Origin of the sequence: Akkermansia muciniphila (genome assembly GCF_030848305.1) — a bacterium.
Lineage (GTDB): Bacteria > Verrucomicrobiota > Verrucomicrobiia > Verrucomicrobiales > Akkermansiaceae > Akkermansia > Akkermansia muciniphila_A.
Genome location: NZ_CP114598.1, coordinates 1,877,184 through 1,892,090 on the forward strand (window position 1 = coordinate 1,877,184; position 14,907 = coordinate 1,892,090).

Annotated in this window: 11 protein-coding genes; 4 read left to right on the top strand and 7 right to left on the bottom strand. The window is 56.6% G+C overall.

Annotation, left to right across the window (positions count from 1 at the left end; genetic code table 11):
• Positions 1-30: 30 nt before the first annotated feature.
• Genes O4G22_RS08180 through nuoD form a run of 4 tightly spaced genes read right to left on the bottom strand, consistent with a single transcriptional unit; the run spans position 31 to position 5,127 of the window.
• Positions 31-1,767: a molybdopterin-dependent oxidoreductase gene (locus O4G22_RS08180; RefSeq protein WP_306701490.1), complete on the bottom strand. Its 1,737-nt coding sequence runs from the start codon at positions 1,765-1,767 to the stop codon at positions 31-33.
• 52 nt (positions 1,768-1,819) lie between these two features.
• On the bottom strand, positions 1,820-3,220 hold the full coding sequence (nuoF, locus tag O4G22_RS08185) for an NADH-quinone oxidoreductase subunit NuoF (protein WP_290488087.1): 1,401 nt from the start codon (positions 3,218-3,220) through the stop codon (positions 1,820-1,822).
• Positions 3,221-3,251: 31 nt separating this feature from the next.
• Positions 3,252-3,833, bottom strand: coding sequence for a complex I 24 kDa subunit family protein (locus O4G22_RS08190; protein ID WP_306701492.1), 582 nt, complete (start codon positions 3,831-3,833; stop codon positions 3,252-3,254).
• Positions 3,834-3,882: 49 nt separating this feature from the next.
• Positions 3,883-5,127, bottom strand: coding sequence for an NADH dehydrogenase (quinone) subunit D (gene nuoD / locus O4G22_RS08195; RefSeq protein WP_012420649.1), 1,245 nt, complete (start codon positions 5,125-5,127; stop codon positions 3,883-3,885).
• Between the two features lie 726 nt (positions 5,128-5,853).
• On the opposite strand from nuoD, the gene O4G22_RS08200 reads away from it, so the two are divergent.
• Positions 5,854-6,162 carry a hypothetical protein gene (locus tag O4G22_RS08200; protein ID WP_306701494.1) on the top strand — a complete coding sequence of 103 codons (309 nt, stop codon included), beginning with the start codon at positions 5,854-5,856 and terminating at the stop codon, positions 6,160-6,162.
• Positions 6,163-6,172: 10 nt separating this feature from the next.
• On the opposite strand, the gene O4G22_RS08205 is transcribed toward O4G22_RS08200, so the two are convergent.
• On the bottom strand, positions 6,173-7,606 hold the full coding sequence (locus O4G22_RS08205; protein WP_306701496.1) for a polysaccharide deacetylase family protein: 1,434 nt from the start codon (positions 7,604-7,606) through the stop codon (positions 6,173-6,175).
• Positions 7,607-7,829: 223 nt separating this feature from the next.
• Here O4G22_RS08205 and O4G22_RS08210 point away from each other — a divergent pair, with 223 nt between their 5' ends.
• Together O4G22_RS08210 and O4G22_RS08215 are read left to right on the top strand one after the other, a co-directional pair.
• Complete coding sequence (locus tag O4G22_RS08210; RefSeq protein WP_306701497.1) at positions 7,830-9,443, top strand: putative Na+/H+ antiporter; 1,614 nt, start codon at positions 7,830-7,832, stop codon at positions 9,441-9,443.
• 24 nt (positions 9,444-9,467) lie between these two features.
• Positions 9,468-10,070 (top strand): riboflavin synthase, encoded by a 603-nt coding sequence (locus O4G22_RS08215; RefSeq protein WP_094136482.1) that lies wholly within the window; start codon positions 9,468-9,470, stop codon positions 10,068-10,070.
• A gap of 199 nt (positions 10,071-10,269) precedes the next feature.
• On the opposite strand, the gene O4G22_RS08220 is transcribed toward O4G22_RS08215, so the two are convergent.
• The gene (locus O4G22_RS08220) at positions 10,270-11,130 is read right to left on the bottom strand and encodes a 50S ribosomal protein L11 methyltransferase (protein WP_287688637.1); all 861 of its coding nucleotides are present in this window, start codon (positions 11,128-11,130) and stop codon (positions 10,270-10,272) included.
• A 423-nt stretch (positions 11,131-11,553) separates the two neighbouring features.
• Between O4G22_RS08220 and O4G22_RS08225 the strand changes: the two genes are divergently transcribed.
• On the top strand, positions 11,554-12,405 hold the full coding sequence (locus O4G22_RS08225; RefSeq protein ID WP_306701498.1) for a PEP-CTERM sorting domain-containing protein: 852 nt from the start codon (positions 11,554-11,556) through the stop codon (positions 12,403-12,405).
• 332 nt (positions 12,406-12,737) lie between these two features.
• Here the strand turns inward: O4G22_RS08225 and O4G22_RS08230 are convergent, their stop codons facing one another.
• Positions 12,738-14,597 carry a 4-alpha-glucanotransferase gene (locus tag O4G22_RS08230; protein ID WP_300771393.1) on the bottom strand — a complete coding sequence of 620 codons (1,860 nt, stop codon included), beginning with the start codon at positions 14,595-14,597 and terminating at the stop codon, positions 12,738-12,740.
• Between the last annotated feature and the right edge of the window lie 310 nt (positions 14,598-14,907).

Here is a 14,907-nt window from a genome sequence, read left to right on the forward strand (position 1 = left end):
ATTAACAGGTTGTGTGCGTGTGAAGTGTGATTAGCGGCCCTGGTTTTTTTCGCGTTCCACCACGGGAATGGTGACGCCGGTTTCCAGAATGGGCTGGCCCCCGTCTCCGATGGAACCCCAGGAGACTCCATTGAGCGCGCCGTATTCCGTGCTCATGGCGGTGAGGATGTCCAGGGCGGAGTTGAAGTCTTTCAGAGCGGGATTGCCGCCCAGCAGAAGGGTGATGTCTCTGAAAATCTGCCAGTCGTCCCGGGCGTATCCTATGGGCTGGATGGCGCGGTTCAGGCGTTGAATGCGGCCCGCGACATTAATCATGGTGCCGAATTTTTCAGCGTAGGTGACGCCCGGCAGAACCAGGTCCGCATGGCGCGCCGTTTCATTGGCGCTGTGGGCGGTCATGAACAGGTAGTCCAGCTTGTCCAGGTCTTCCGCCGTGAAGCCTGCTTCCGGAGATGTGAGGTCTTCCCCCAGGGTAAGGATGCCCTTGACGGAGCCGTTGCGCACTCCTTCGCGAATGGCGTCCAGCCTGGAACCGGGTTCGATGCCTAGCACCAGCCTGACCCCGTTCGTGTTCGGGTTGCGGTCCGCAGAAATAAGCATGCCGTCGCTTTCTCCCACGCGGGGAACGATGTCCACCATATCCGTGCCGATTTGGGCGGCCAGATGGCGGACCATGTAAAGCTCTTCATTGGTCATGCGGCCGGAGGCGATGATGGCGAGCTGGTTCGGGGCGATGCGTTTGACGGCTTCCGCGGCGGAAACCAGGGCCGGCTCCCATGTGGAGGGGCGGTGGGGCGCTTCCGCATCCGTACGGATGACGGGCTGGGGAATGCGGGTTTCCGCATTGATGTATTTGTAGTTAAGGCGGTGAGAGTCCGGCATCCAGCAGGAGTTTACGGCATCATTCTGGCGCGGGGTAATGCGGTACACCTTGTCTTCCCTTGTCCAGAGGGTGATATTGGTGCCCGTCCCGCAGTCCACGTCAATGGTTTTGGTTTCCTTCAGGAACCAGACGCGCATTTTAAAGCGAAAATCCTTGGAGGTGAGGGCGCCTACCGGGCAGAGGTCCACGGTGTTCATGGAGTAGTTGCTGTCCAGCTCGCGGCCGGGATAAACCGTGATGGCGTTGAAGGTGCCGCGTTGGGACATGGTGAGCACTTCATCATGCATGATGTCGCGCATGAAGCGCACGCAGCGGCCGCAGAGCACGCAGCGTTCCTGGTCCAGGTTTACGCGCGGGCCAATGCTCAGGTTTTTACCTTTTTTGGTCTTTTTTTCTTCAAAACGGCCTTCCACCTGGCCGTAGTCGTTGGAGTATTCCTGAAGCTTGCATTCCCCGGCCTGGTCGCAGATGGGGCAGTCCAGAGGGTGGCTGGTGAGCAGGAATTCCATCACGCCGCGGCGGGCTTCACTGGCCAGCGGGCTGTCCGTGCGGATGCCCATGTTTTCCGCCACCGTGTTGGCGCAGGAGATGATGGGGCGGGGCATCCACTGGATGCGCTGGTAGCCGTTTTCATCATAGGAGGGCGTCTGGCCCGGTGCGAGCCTGGGCGGCATCCCCTGTTCCACCATGCACATGCGGCAGGAGCCGGCGACAGCCAGCTTGGGGTGGTAACAGAAGCACGGAATGGGCACGCCCACGGAACGGCAGGCGTCTGCAATCCGCGTGCCGCGCGGGAACCGGTGCCACGTTCCGTTGATTTGGACGTTCACCTTGCCTTCCGCGGCGGCAATGTCTTTGGGGAGTTTGGAAGCTTCTTCACTCATGATGACGGATGGGAGAGGGATGGTTTTGAGAACTGGTGTTGCGTGCTGCTGTTTAGCGGGTGAGGAAACGGTTTTGCTCCCTGCCTTCCTCCGTGTGGGGCAGACAGGCGTTGAAGGGATCCGTCAGGGCCACGAATTCCTCCTTGAACTTGGAGACCATGGCCTGGGTGGGCCAGGAGGCGGCTTCACCGAAGGCGCAGACCGTTTTCCCTTCAATCTGGTTGGCCACTTCAATGAGCAGATCTACGTCCGACGGGGCGGCTTTCCCTTCCAGGATGCGGGTGCTGAGTTTCATCATCCACGGGCAGCCTTCCCGGCAGGGGGTGCACTGTCCGCAGGATTCATGGGCGTAGAAGCGGTTGATGTTGTTCATGGCCCAGGGCATGGAGCGGGAGTCGTCCATCACGATGACCGCGCCGGAACCGGACATGGAGCCGTGCTGGGCGATGCTGTCCAGATCCAGCGGAATGTCAAAGAAGGTGATTTTCCCCATGGTGCCGTCCGGATTCTTCACTTTGTATTCCGCGTCCGTGCGCATGACCTTGGAAGAGGAACCGCCGGGTATCACGGCCTTGAACTGGCGCCCGTCCCGCGGGCCGCCGCAGACGTCATACAGCAGTTCGCCGAAAGTCATGGAGCCGGAGATGATTTCATAGAACCCGGGACGTTTAACGTCGCCGGAAACGCCGATGATGCGGGTGCCGGGGGAACGTTTGGCCCCTTCCTGGCTGTAAGCTTCTCCACCCATGGCCATGATGTGCTTCACCTGGCAGAGGGATTCCACGTTGTTGACAATGGTGGGGCAGCCGTACAGGCCGATGGCGGCCGGGAAGTAGGGGGGCTTGATGCGGGGATAAGGGCGGTCCCCTTCAAGGGAGTTGAGCAGGGCCGTTTCCTCACCGCAAATGTACGCTCCCGCCCCGCGGTGCAGGTGGATTTCCAGATCATAGCCGGACCCCTGGATATTGCTGCCTAGGAAGCCGCGTTCGCGGGCTTCCTGAAGAGCCTTGAGCATGATTTCCGCGGCGATGGGAAATTCTTCGCGCATGTAGATGTAGGCCTGATGCGCCCCCACCGCGTAGCTGGAGATGACCATTCCTTCAATGAGCTGGTGGGGATCCTGGTGGACAATGTAGCGGTCCTTGAACGTGCCTGGTTCGGATTCGTCACAGTTGCAAACCAGATAGACAGGTTTCGTGTTGTTCGGCGGAATGAAAGTCCACTTCACGCCGGTGGGGAACCCTGCGCCGCCACGGCCGCGAAGGCCGGATTTTTTCACCTCGTCAATGACGGCCCTGGGCTCCATGCCGAGCGCCTTTTTCAGTTCTTCATAACCGCCGTCGGCCAGATAGCAGTCAATGGACGTGTTCCAGCCTTCTCGGTTAACGTTTTTCAGGATGCGGCGCGTTTCCCTGGGGTGGGGTTCTTTACCGGGAAGATAGGTGATGCTCATGGCGAAAATCTGGTGCGGGGATGGAAAAGGATTAGGCGTTCTGGTATTTGGCGATTACTTCCTCCAGCACTTCCGGAGTGACTTTTTCGTACAGGAGGTCGTTGACCATCATGTTGGGGCCGAAGCCGCAGTTGGCCAGGCATTCCACTCCTTCCACACTCCACAGGCCGTCCGGGCTGACTCCAATGGGGTGGTGATGGTCAATGCCGTTTTTGTCAATGCCCAGACGCGTGCAGATGGCGTCGAACAGGTTGTCCGCCCCCGCCATGGCACAGGAAAGAGTGCGGCATACGCGGATGTGGTTTTTTCCGGGGCACATCTGGCGCAGACCGGGATAGAAAGTCACCACGCCCAGAACATGGGCGGCGGAGATGTTCAGTTTCTCACCCACCCAGGCGATGGCGTCTCCGCTGATGAAGCCGAACTTTTTCTGGATTTCATGAAGGATGGGCAGCACGGCGGATTTCTGCTTGCCTTCCGGGTAATGCGTAACGTATTCGCTGGCGGCGGCGTTAAGTTCCGGCGTTACTTCAAAGGCCGGGTAGAACCGTTCGCCCGGGCTGGGCTGGTGGGCGATAGTCGCGTCGATGGCGTTTTCAGCGTAATCGGACATGGGGAGAAAGTTTGGTGTTTGCGTTGAAGTGGATGAGAGTGGCGGGTGTTTAACGGTCGCATTCGCCCATCACGAAGTCGAAGGAACCGAGAATGGCCGGAACGTCGGAAACCAGGTGGCCTTTCATCAGTTCCGGCAGGATGGACAGGTTGCAGAAGGAGGGGGAGCGCATGCGCAGACGGTTGGGAAGTCCGCCTCCCTTGGAGTCCAGGAAGAAGCCCAGCTCTCCCTTCGGGTTTTCCGCAGCAAAGTAAACCTGCCCGGCGGGGGCGTTCACTCCCATGGTTGTCGTCATGAACTGGCGAATCAGGGATTCCATGTCCGTCAGGACTTTTTTCTTTTCTGGCAGCGTGCCTTTGGTGTCCACCATGTTGATGGGGCCGTCCGGCATGGTTTCAATGACCTGGCGGATGATGCGCAGGGACTGGCGCATTTCTTCAATGCGCACGGTAAAACGGTCGTAGCAGTCTCCGTGTTCGCCTACGGGGACGTCGAATTCGTAATTTTCATATCCCAGATAGGGGGTGAGTTTGCGCAGGTCCCGCTTAATGCCGCTGGCTCGCAGGTTGGCCCCCGTAATGCCCCAGGAAAGCGCTTTTTCACGGCTGATGACGCCTACGCCCTGAAGACGGTCAATGAAGATTTTGTTCTTGAGCAGGAGCGCTTCCGTTTCATCAAGGGTTTTGGCCGCTTCATCGCAGAAGACGAGCACTTCCTTGAGCATTTCATTGGGAACGTCGCGTGTCTGGCCGCCGATGCGGGTGTAGGAGGAAGTGAAGCGCGCCCCGGTGAGCTGTTCGTAAAAATTATGGATTTTTTCACGTTCCTCATAACAGTACAGGAAAACGGTCATGGCGCCTACGTCCATGCCGTACACGCCCACTCCCAGGATGTGGGAGGAAAAGCGGGAAAGTTCCAGGGCCAGTACGCGCAGGGCCTGTCCACGGGGCGGCAGTTCCCAGCCCAGCAGTTTTTCCACCGCGCAGGCATAGGCGATGTTATTGGACAGGGGCGCCAGGTAATCAAAACGGTCGGTGTAGGGGACAAACTGGTTGTACTGGATGGTTTCACCGATTTTTTCCATCCCGCGGTGCAGATGGCCAACCACCGGATCACAGCTGATGATTTCTTCACCGTCAAGTTCCAGCACCAGGCGCAGCACGCCGTGAGTGGCGGGGTGGGAGGGGCCCACGTTCAGGGTCATCGTTTCTCCGAGCGGTTCGGATGTATTGGTGAGATAGTCTGCGTTAGCGGCTGTATCTGCAATGGCGAAAGTTTTGGTGCTCGTCTTCATGTGGATGTCCGTGCCTGGCTGAACCTGATAATGGTGCCGGATGATTATGCCACTTCACACCATGCGGGCAAGCCAAATGTCAGTTTTTTTGGCATTCCGGGAAGGTGGTGCGGGAGTCTCCTCAACTGATGAATGTTAGTTCATTCTAATAATGGGCTTTTATCCGGAACCTGCCGAATATGGGAAAAAGCGGATTTGGAATCCCGTGTTTGTGCTTGCGCTCATTCTCGGTCTTTATGTGCTCGCTCTGGGGAGAATGCCCGATCTCCGGAGGGAGTGCGGAGTCTGGACATGGCTGTTTACTTTAAGCATGTTCGTTTCAGCCGGGGTAACCGTTTATTATGTCTGCCTGACATTATGTCTGCCTGACGCGCGCAGGGTCCATGAATTATGTGTGGACTGGAGGTCTGATTGTGTGGTTCATGAATATTTACAGAATCAGGTGGAGGAAGCGGACGACCTCCCCTCAATGAGGGCTGTCCTCAGGGTGCCTGATGTATGGGATTTTCTGCGGCGCCTGCAATGAGGGGGCTGCGGTGGGAATGGCGGCGGCGTTTTGCATCATGGCCGCAGTCGGCATGCTCCGGGACCGCAGGGCGGACGTTTATGTATGGTGCGGGTTTGCCGGCGTTGTTTTGGGAGGCTTGTTTCTATTTACTTCCGGTGTGCATTCCCACCCATCATGTCCAGTTCGTGTCGTCCATGCCTGTTTTAGCGGCGTCAACCGTGTTCTCCGTATTGTACCGGAATGGAATCATGGTGCGTGGACTGCGCGCGGTGACTGCATGCCTTGCCGGTGCGACTTTGCTGTTTGGGGTGATGTTCGTCCTGGAATATTATCATGTAGGCTTTCTGGTTTTCCAGAGAGAGGAGTTGATTCATGAGGCTCTTCAAAAGGGGAATCTGGAACCGGAAGTACCTTCCATTTCTCCTCTTTTCTTTGAAGGAAAAGTGTCCGGAACGGATGGAAATTGGGGAGGGCCGGATACCAACCGCCGGTTTTGCATCCGCGGGCTGGTGGTGAAAAAGCCCTGAGGGAAGATGTCTATTTGACGATGTTCCGGGGAGTGAAGTGCATTTCCTGTTCCTCAATGCCGAATTGCCAGGTGGCTGTCTGCCACATGTTGGCAGCAGGATTTTTCCAACGGACCTGGACGGTTACAGGGCTGAGCCGCAGGGGACGGGATGGAGTCCATTTCAGAATTTTTTCCTTGGCGTCGTACCGGGCGTTTACCAGGCCGAAGCCGGAGATGCGCATTTCCATCTGCCTGGGGTCCAGGGAGGGTTCCCCTGCCAGGGAAATGGATATATCGGGAGTCTGGTTTTTCACCACGGTATTGGCTGCCGGATAAACGGGCTGAGCCGGAGCCGGGTAGGAAGTCAGCTTTTTGCCGCTGCCGCCGCCAGGGGTGGCCGCCGGAGTTTCCGGAGTGGAGGGAACGTTGAAATTCACGGCTCTGGTGAATGTCTTAGGGTCTTTGCCGAAGACCATGTAGCGGTGAATCCGCCAGCGGTCCGTGTCCTTGGTCACTTTTTTGGGGATTACCGTAAAGGCCGCCTGGAATCCGGCTTCTTCCGCCCTGGAGATCATTTCCGGCAGGATGAAGCCGCCCGGATAGCAATAGGCCTCCACGGAAGAACCGGGGAATTTTTCCTGAAGGATTTTCCGGGAATGGCCTATTTCCGCCGTTGCCAGCTCCTGAACCGCCTGGGCGCCTTTACGCTGGGCGGCACGCCAGGATCTCGGGTACAGGTGGCTGACGGAGTGGCTGCCCAGGGTGGCGCCGTTATCCAGCATTTCCTGAATCTGGGCGGGGCTCATGGCCGAACCGCGGCCCGTGATGAATTTGGTGTATGGGAAAATGGTAAAGGGGAATCCCGCTTCTTTCAGGATGGGGTAGGCGTCCGTGTAAACGCTCTTCCAGCCGTCGTCAATGGTGATCATGACGCATTTGGCCGGAAGCCGCCTGTCCCCCAGTTTCCATTCCAGGAATTCCTTCATGGAGATGACGGGCACTCCGGACGCTTTCAGCGCCCGCATCTGGGAGCGGAACACATCCGTATTCATGCGCATCTCCGTAGCGGGAAGGGTGCGGCTGAAATCATGGTAGCCCAGAATGGCTACGCGGGTTTCATGCTGAGGGACCGGAACGGAGGAAAAGGCCGTGGAAGGGATGACGAGGGGCGTCACCGCAGGTTGTGCCGGGGCATGCAGGTTCGTTTCCCCGGGGATGGGTTCCGCGTTCGGGATGGACTCCGCCTGGGGAGCGGAAGAGCCTGTCTCTCCGGGAATGGGTTCCGCCATGGGGATGTATTCATCCTTGCGGTTGGCTTCAATCAGGTCCCTGACGGGAACGATGCCGGCGGCCGGGTCTCCCTTGACGGTTCCCCCGATGACCGGGCCGGGGGCAAAGGGAAGGGGTGACGCCGGCGGCAGGTCGGGCGGAAGCTCCGCACATGCGGCACCGGCTGCGATCAAGAAAACGGAGAGGAGGCCTGGGACGGAGCGCATATCTGCAACTACTATTTTTAAGTTTTCTGTTCAACCTTAAACTCAGGCAGGCATGACAGCCTGTTCCGCGCCGCGCGCGTTTTTCCGGGGCCTGTCTGGATTTTCCCGCTGAGCGCGTTTCTGTTAAAAAGCATGCAGACTCATTTTCCGCTCGCGGAAGAAAGGAGAGGCGTTTAGTCTGTCCGCAGACATGATCTGTATTTGTCATTTCTTCAAAGTTCTGGCGCGCCGTGCGGGTCTGCTCACTATCATCGCTGCCGCCGCTTTTTTCCTAGGGGCTCCCGCCGGTGAGGCTTCGTCACGCGCGGCGGCTCCCGCCTATCCGGCCGCGGAAGTGGGGGGGGAATCCCAGTACAGCCATTTTCCCATTCCCCTGAATCAGTACAAGCCGGTGCCGCCGGATGCCGGCCTGTACCAGGTGCTCAGTGAACGCAACAAGCAGTCCGGCGGTTTCAACCTGGCCGTGACGCTCGTTTTCTTCGGGGCTATTATCCATACGTTTCTGGCCGGCCGCTTTGAGCGTTATTCCCATAAACTGGCCCTGCGCTACAAGGAAAAGCTCAAGGAAACCAATTTCCGCGTGATGCATCCGGAAGAGCGCCTCCCGGTTTCCTTCGCGTCCGCCATTTTCCATTTCCTGGGAGAAGTGGAAGCCGTGTTCGGAATCTGGCTTATCCCTTTCATGTTCGTGTGCTGGAAATATTATTCCTTTGAGGATTTTTCCGCCTACTTGAATTATGATTGTTCCTTCACGGAGCCGATGTTCGTGATGATTATCATGATTATCGCTTCCTCCCGCCCTATTTTCAAGCTGGCGGAGTATGTCGTGAACTGCGGCGCCAGGCTTGGGAAGGCCACGCCGGGCGCGTGGTGGATTTCCGTGATGTGCCTGGCTCCCCTGCTGGGTTCTCTGATTACGGAACCCGCCGCCATGACGATCGGGGCCCTGATCCTAAGCAAGAAATTTTACGACCTCAAACCGAAGAAAACGTTGATGTACGCCACTCTGGGGCTGCTCTTCGTGAATATTTCCATCGGGGGCACCCTGACGCATTTTGCAGCTCCGCCCGTGGTGATGGTGGCGGAAAAGTGGGACTGGGGGCTGACTCACATGATCCAGCATTTCGGATGGAAGGCCGTTTCCGCCATCGTCATTTCCAATTTGGCGTATTTTCTCCTTTTCCGCAGGGAGTTCGCCCGCCTGGCTTCTCAGCAGAGAGAGTTCGACGAGTTTGACGACGCCGTTCCCCAGTCCTGGGAAGACCGCAATGACAAAATACCGCTGTGGGTGACCCTGGCGCATGTCTGCTTCCTGGTCTGGACGGTTCTTTTCGCCCATGAGCCGGTCATGTTCATCGGCAGTTTCCTGTTCTTTATCGGTTTTACGCTGGCTACGCCGCAATACCAGAACCAAATGTCTCTGCGCGTGCCCATCATGGTGGGGTTCTTCCTGGCGGGGCTGGTCATTCTGGGCGGCGTGCAGGCCTGGTGGCTGGAACCGGTGCTGACGCGGCTGGGGGACTACGCCATGGTCGGGGCTACGCTGCTGACGGCATTTAATGACAATGCCGCCGTCACCTTCCTGGCGTCCACGGTTCCCAACCTGCCGGAAGCCGTCAAGTATTCCGTGGTGGCGGGCGCTGTGACGGGCGGCGGTTTGACGGTCATCGCCAACGCCCCCAACCCGGCTGGGCAGGCCATTCTGGGTAAATACTTCAAGGGCATCAATCCCCTGTGGCTGTTCGCCTGGGCGGCTTTTCCCACAGCCATCGTGTTCATTTTCTTCACCTGCTTCGGTCATTAAGGCCCGGAGCGGAATGTCACTCTTATGTTTACCGGACTCGTTGAAACAACAGGAACTGTGGAAGGGTTTACGCCTATTAACGGCGGAGCCCGGCTGACGCTGGCCATTCCGTTCGGCCGTGAACTTTCCCTGGGGGATTCCGTTGCCGTCAACGGATGCTGCCTGACGGTGGATGCCCTGGAGGGTGAACGCATCTCCTTTGATCTTCTTTCCCAGACTCTCCGCGTCACCAGTCTGGGAAACCTCAAGCCGGGGGGGCTGGTTAATCTGGAACGCGCCATGTCCGCCATGGACCGTTTCGGCGGCCACTTCGTGATGGGGCATGTGGATCATACCGGCACGATTGCCGCCCTGGAGCCCGTAGGGCAGGACCACCGTCTGGAGGTGCGCATTCCGGAGGAACTAACCCGCTATTGTATTGACAAGGGTTCCATCACCATTGACGGCATTTCCCTGACCATAGCCAATTTGAACGGCTCCCTGCTGGAGTTCTGGATTACTCCCCATACTTTCGGCCGAACGAATCTGCAGGATGCCGTTCCCGGCCAGCCGGTGAATCTGGAAGTGGATATGCTGGCCAAGTATGTAGAGAAACTGTTTTCTGCACGTGAACGTGCGGAAGGATAGCCCTGCCCGTAAGGAGAAACAAATGCCGGGCATGTCAGGGATGGTTCATCCCTGCCGGGCTATAAAAAGGCATTCCTGTTTTCTGCAGAAGAAGGGAAGGGCTGCGGAGATTTTCGAACAGGAAGCCGGGACATTGCTGTTCCGGTGAGAGAAAGGCCGTGGGAGGGGGGGCGGAGAAAAATGCGGAAGGTTCTGTTTGCTACCGGGCCATGCCGCCTTTTGCCGTGATCCATTTGCCGCGTTTGACGACCTGTTCAAAGAACAGCCCGTGGCGTTCCGCTGCCTCTTTCGTTTCTTCCCACTGGGAGGCCAGAATGCCGGAGATGACCAGTGCGGCATCCTTCTTCATGGCGGCGATGATATGCGGAAAAGCTCTTTGCAGGATAGTTGAAAACAGGTTGGCGACGACAAGATCCCCCTGCTGGGATTCCGAAGGCTTCCATTCGAAGACGTCTCCCACAAATAAGTCCAGCTGTTCCGCCGTGACGGCGTTGCGGACCATGTTGTGCCGGGCCACTTCAATAGCCATGGGGTCAAAGTCGAAGGCCGTGGCGTGCTCCGCCCCCAGCTTCAGCGCCGCCATAGCGAGCACGGCGGTGCCGCAGCCTATATCCGTCATGGTCCATGATGTTTTTCTGCGGGATTTGGCAACGTCGCAGATGAAACGCAGGCAGGTGGATGTGGTAGCGTGGTCTCCTGTTCCGAAAGCCATTTCGGCGGGGACGCTCAGGATGCTGCGCGAGGGGAACTGCTTCCGCAGGGCGGCCAGATTTTCCGGAGAGCTCTGTTCCGTAATGACCAGGGCGTCTCTTATTTTGAGCGGAGGGCGTTTTTCCCGCTTTTGGGCCGCCACCCAGTCCTGCGTCCTGACTTCCCGGACGGTTCCTCCAAAATATTTTTTCAAAGCCAGGGCGTCTTCTTCATCATCGCAGTAAACGGTAATTCGGACCGTTTTTCCCCCTTTGATTTTTGTAATCACGGCGTTCGGATTCCCGGCGATGCGTTCGCTCCACGCGTCTTCCCATTTGGCGGCGGAAAGTTTGTTCCAACTCCATGTCATGCAGAAAGTATGGGATTTTTCCGGCAGGGAGGCAAGAATGGATTGCCAGTGGCGGCGTTTCCACTTTCCTGGGCTGTGGAACTCTATTGTTAAGAAATTGATTTGTTTGAAGAAAAACATTAAATATCAACTAATAATAAATTTTATTTCCAGTGTGGACGCGAATTATGAATCCGCCGTCAACACTCAAATTTGATAAAAAACAATTTAATGCTTATTTACCCTGTTATTTTCGAGCGCCGGATTTTGAAAAAGCTTCTCTCCCTTTATGGATAAAGTTCTTCTCACACGACGGAAAGGTGATGCTGCCCAAGGCATCAGGAAATTCCGCAAGCCCTTCCATCCCAGGATTCCCTTTATATACGGATTCATAATCCGTTAACATCTGAAAGCCGTCTAGGTTTTTTAATTGTAAAATCGATTATGAAGAAATCATTGTTTTTATTGATGAGTGCTGCCTTGTTAGGAAGCGCTTCCGCTTCTTCCGTATCATGGACTGGTAGAGCAGGAACTGAAAATTGGACAGATGCGGCCAACTGGGATACCAATGCTGTCCCGGGCAATGGCGATACCATTAGCATCAGCGGCGCTTCCGTTAATTGGGAAAAAAACGGAGGTTCCATCTTTGGTAATTCTTCCACCATTTTCAATCTAACCGACGGAGCAACGGTTTCTCTGGGAAACTTAACTCCTTCTTCATCAATTCCCAGCAAAAATCCCCGGTTTGACGGGCAATTCAACGTGGGAGAAGGAAGCGTTTTGAACGTCAATGCGCTGTTTGCGTACGGCACAAGCCGGATTGACGGGACGGTGAACGTTTACAATATTTTTGATCCGGGTGCCAATCATTCCATGGTTTTTGGTGTTCATGGCGTGATCAATTACATGTCCGGCTCCATGAATGGGGTGGAAGGCAATAACCGCACGACGACCATTTCCGCTTCCCTGAATACCGGGATAGTAACAGCGACATCTACATATGGTCTTGAAAAGAGGTATTTGATTTGCGGGGCTGAAGAAGAAGCTTTCAACACAAATCTTTATCAAACGTGGAACCTTGCAGCGGGGACAATAACTGGAACCGATGGAGGCGCGCTGACTTCTACTGAAGGAGAGTTGACTGCGACAGCCGAGGATTTTGGCAAATATCATCTGGGTACTGACGAGAAGGGTGTGTATGTCCAATATGTGGCCGTTGTGCCGGAACCTGCCACAGCCTCCCTGAGCCTCCTGGGGCTGACTGCTCTCATGATGCGCCGCCGCCGATTGGCATAGAATAATATATTATTTTTCAGCCCGCCGCTTTCCTGACAGAAAATACAGGCAGGAAAGCGGCGTTTTTTATTTTGAACCTGTTGAGCAGGTTGGGATTCGCCTACACCGTTTGTTCCATTGCCTTGGCGTTCCTTTTTTGGGTGGAGCTTGTCTGCTGCGCGTTTCCAGTCCGTTGAATTTCTCCCAGGCTCCGAGGCAACAAGGAAGGGCGCGTCGTATCTCCAACCTCCGCCTCCCGAACTGGTCAGCCATTGTCTTTTTCTGTTACCCAGGGAAGGGAAGACCAAAAACCGCCGTAACGGGATGAAAAAGATGCGGCCGCCGGCTGTTGGCTATAGGGATTTGCCGTTCGGCCACATCAGCATCCGTTTCAGGAAGCGTTCGTTGTTGACGGTGATTTTCGGGAAGAGGCGTTTGCTGGATTCCTTGAGCGCCCTGATGGCGTCTTCACCCTGCAGCGGCATGCGGCCGGAGCCGTCGATGATGGTGCGCAGCCATGCTGTCTGCGGCATGCCGCATGCTTCCACGGCCTTGAAGGGCATGCGCTCCCTCCAGTTGGTTCCTCCCGTAGTGCCGGGAATATTGAGGCGTTTGTTGATGCCGAAGAGGGCAGGCCAGAGAATGGCCGCATAACGGGAACGGGAACGGAACAGGGCGTTGTACATGGCCGTTTTGATTTCCTGGTTCCAGCAGGAAAGCCAGGTTTCAGGCTGCATGCCGGAGAAATCCGCAAACCATTTCAGCAGGCGCGCTCCGTCCTCCGCCTGGCGCACGATGTTTTCCTGTTCCGGGCCGGACGGCGTTTTGGGGGAGCCGTCCTCCCACAGTCCCAGCTTGCGGGCGCGTTCTATTTTCGCGTAGCTGTCGTTCCATGTCTGCATGATGGTTTCGAAGTCATGCGTTCCGAACGCCGCAAAGGAGCATTCGTGATACTCCTGTCCGGACGTAATGGTTCCGTCCTCCTTGATTTCCCAGTGAGGAATCTTGAAACCGGGAATATCCAGCTGGCGCATGTTCGGGCGCACGTAATCCGGAACGCAGCCCAGGTCTTCCCCCACCACGCTGACGCCGGGAGCGGCGGAAAGCAGAAGGCGCAGATACAGGTCTCCGTCCGCTAGGTTCATGTTGCGGTCCGCAGCATTATCATCCCCGCGGGGCTTGAAGCCGGGCAGCCTCCCGCCCGTCCTCTGGGCCGCCTGATCGTGGGAAAGAGGCAGGAAGTCCCCGTTTTCCGTGGGTTTCCACGGGAAGGAGTAAATGCGGTAAAAGCCCAGGATGTGGTCAATCCTGTACATGCTGAAAATCTTGGTGCAGTACTTTACCCTGCGGCGCCACCAGGCGAAGTTATCCTGAGCCATGACATCCCATTTATACAGCGGAATGCCCCAGTTTTGCCCCCATTTGGCCGTGAATGGGTCTTCCGCATAGCTGCCTTCCGCCGGGGCTCCTCCGCACCATTCCGTGTCAAACAGGTGGCGTTCAAAAAAGACGTCGGCGCTGGAAAGGGAAACGCCAATGGGGATATCCCCCATCAGCTTCACATTGCGTTCGTCCGCATAAATACGGATGAATTCCCACTGTTTTTCACAGAGCCACTGGAGCCAGCGGGCAAAGTCCTTTTCTTCCTCGTAATCGGCGGCAATGGCCTTGGCCCGCGCCGGATCCTGTTCCGGCCAGCGCCACCAGATTTCCGTGCCGAACAGGTCGCAGAGGACCTGAAAACAGACAAAGTCTTCCAGCCAGCTTCCCTGTTCTTTCACCCATTCCCTGAATTTGGGCATGATGCATTCATATTCCGGCTTGGTTTTGAAATTGTTCCAGGCTCCCCGCAGAATCCACATTTTCCAGAATCTGACCTTGGGATAGTCCACCAGATCCGGGCCGGAGGGCTGTTCCCACGGCAGCGTGTCCCCCGTTTCATTGAATACGCGTTCTTCCAGGCCGGGGATGGTCCAGGGTTCCAGGGAAAGGTACAGGGGTTCCAAAGCTACGGAGCTGATGGCGGAATAGGGGGAGGGGCATTCGTCCCTGCCCAGGGCGTTGACGGGGAGCAGCTGAAGGAACCCCACATGGGCGTCCGCCGCCCAGTCAATCCATTGGCGCAAGGCCGTCAAGTCACCGATGCCGTGGTCATTGCTACGGCGCAGGGAGAACAATGGCAGAACTACGCCGGCTAATCTTTTCTCATCCATATCAGAACGCATTACTTGAGCGGTTCCCCCGGATAGACCTTCGTCAGCCGTTGGAACAGTAAGCGCCAGAATAGCATTTCCGGTGGGAAGGCAGCAAGCTTAATACGTTGTCTTTGCGCCATGCTTTGCGGTTTTTCCTGGGAAGTGGAGCAGGGGCGGGCGCCGGTAAGGCAGGCTGTTTGTTTTCCGCCGCGGGAATAAATGCCTTACCGGGAATCCGGTTATTTGCCCGGGAGGCCGGTTCGGGAGAGGCATGGTTTTCTCTGCGGAAACAGCATGAACAGGAGGGAAAGGCGGAATTTTTCTTTTA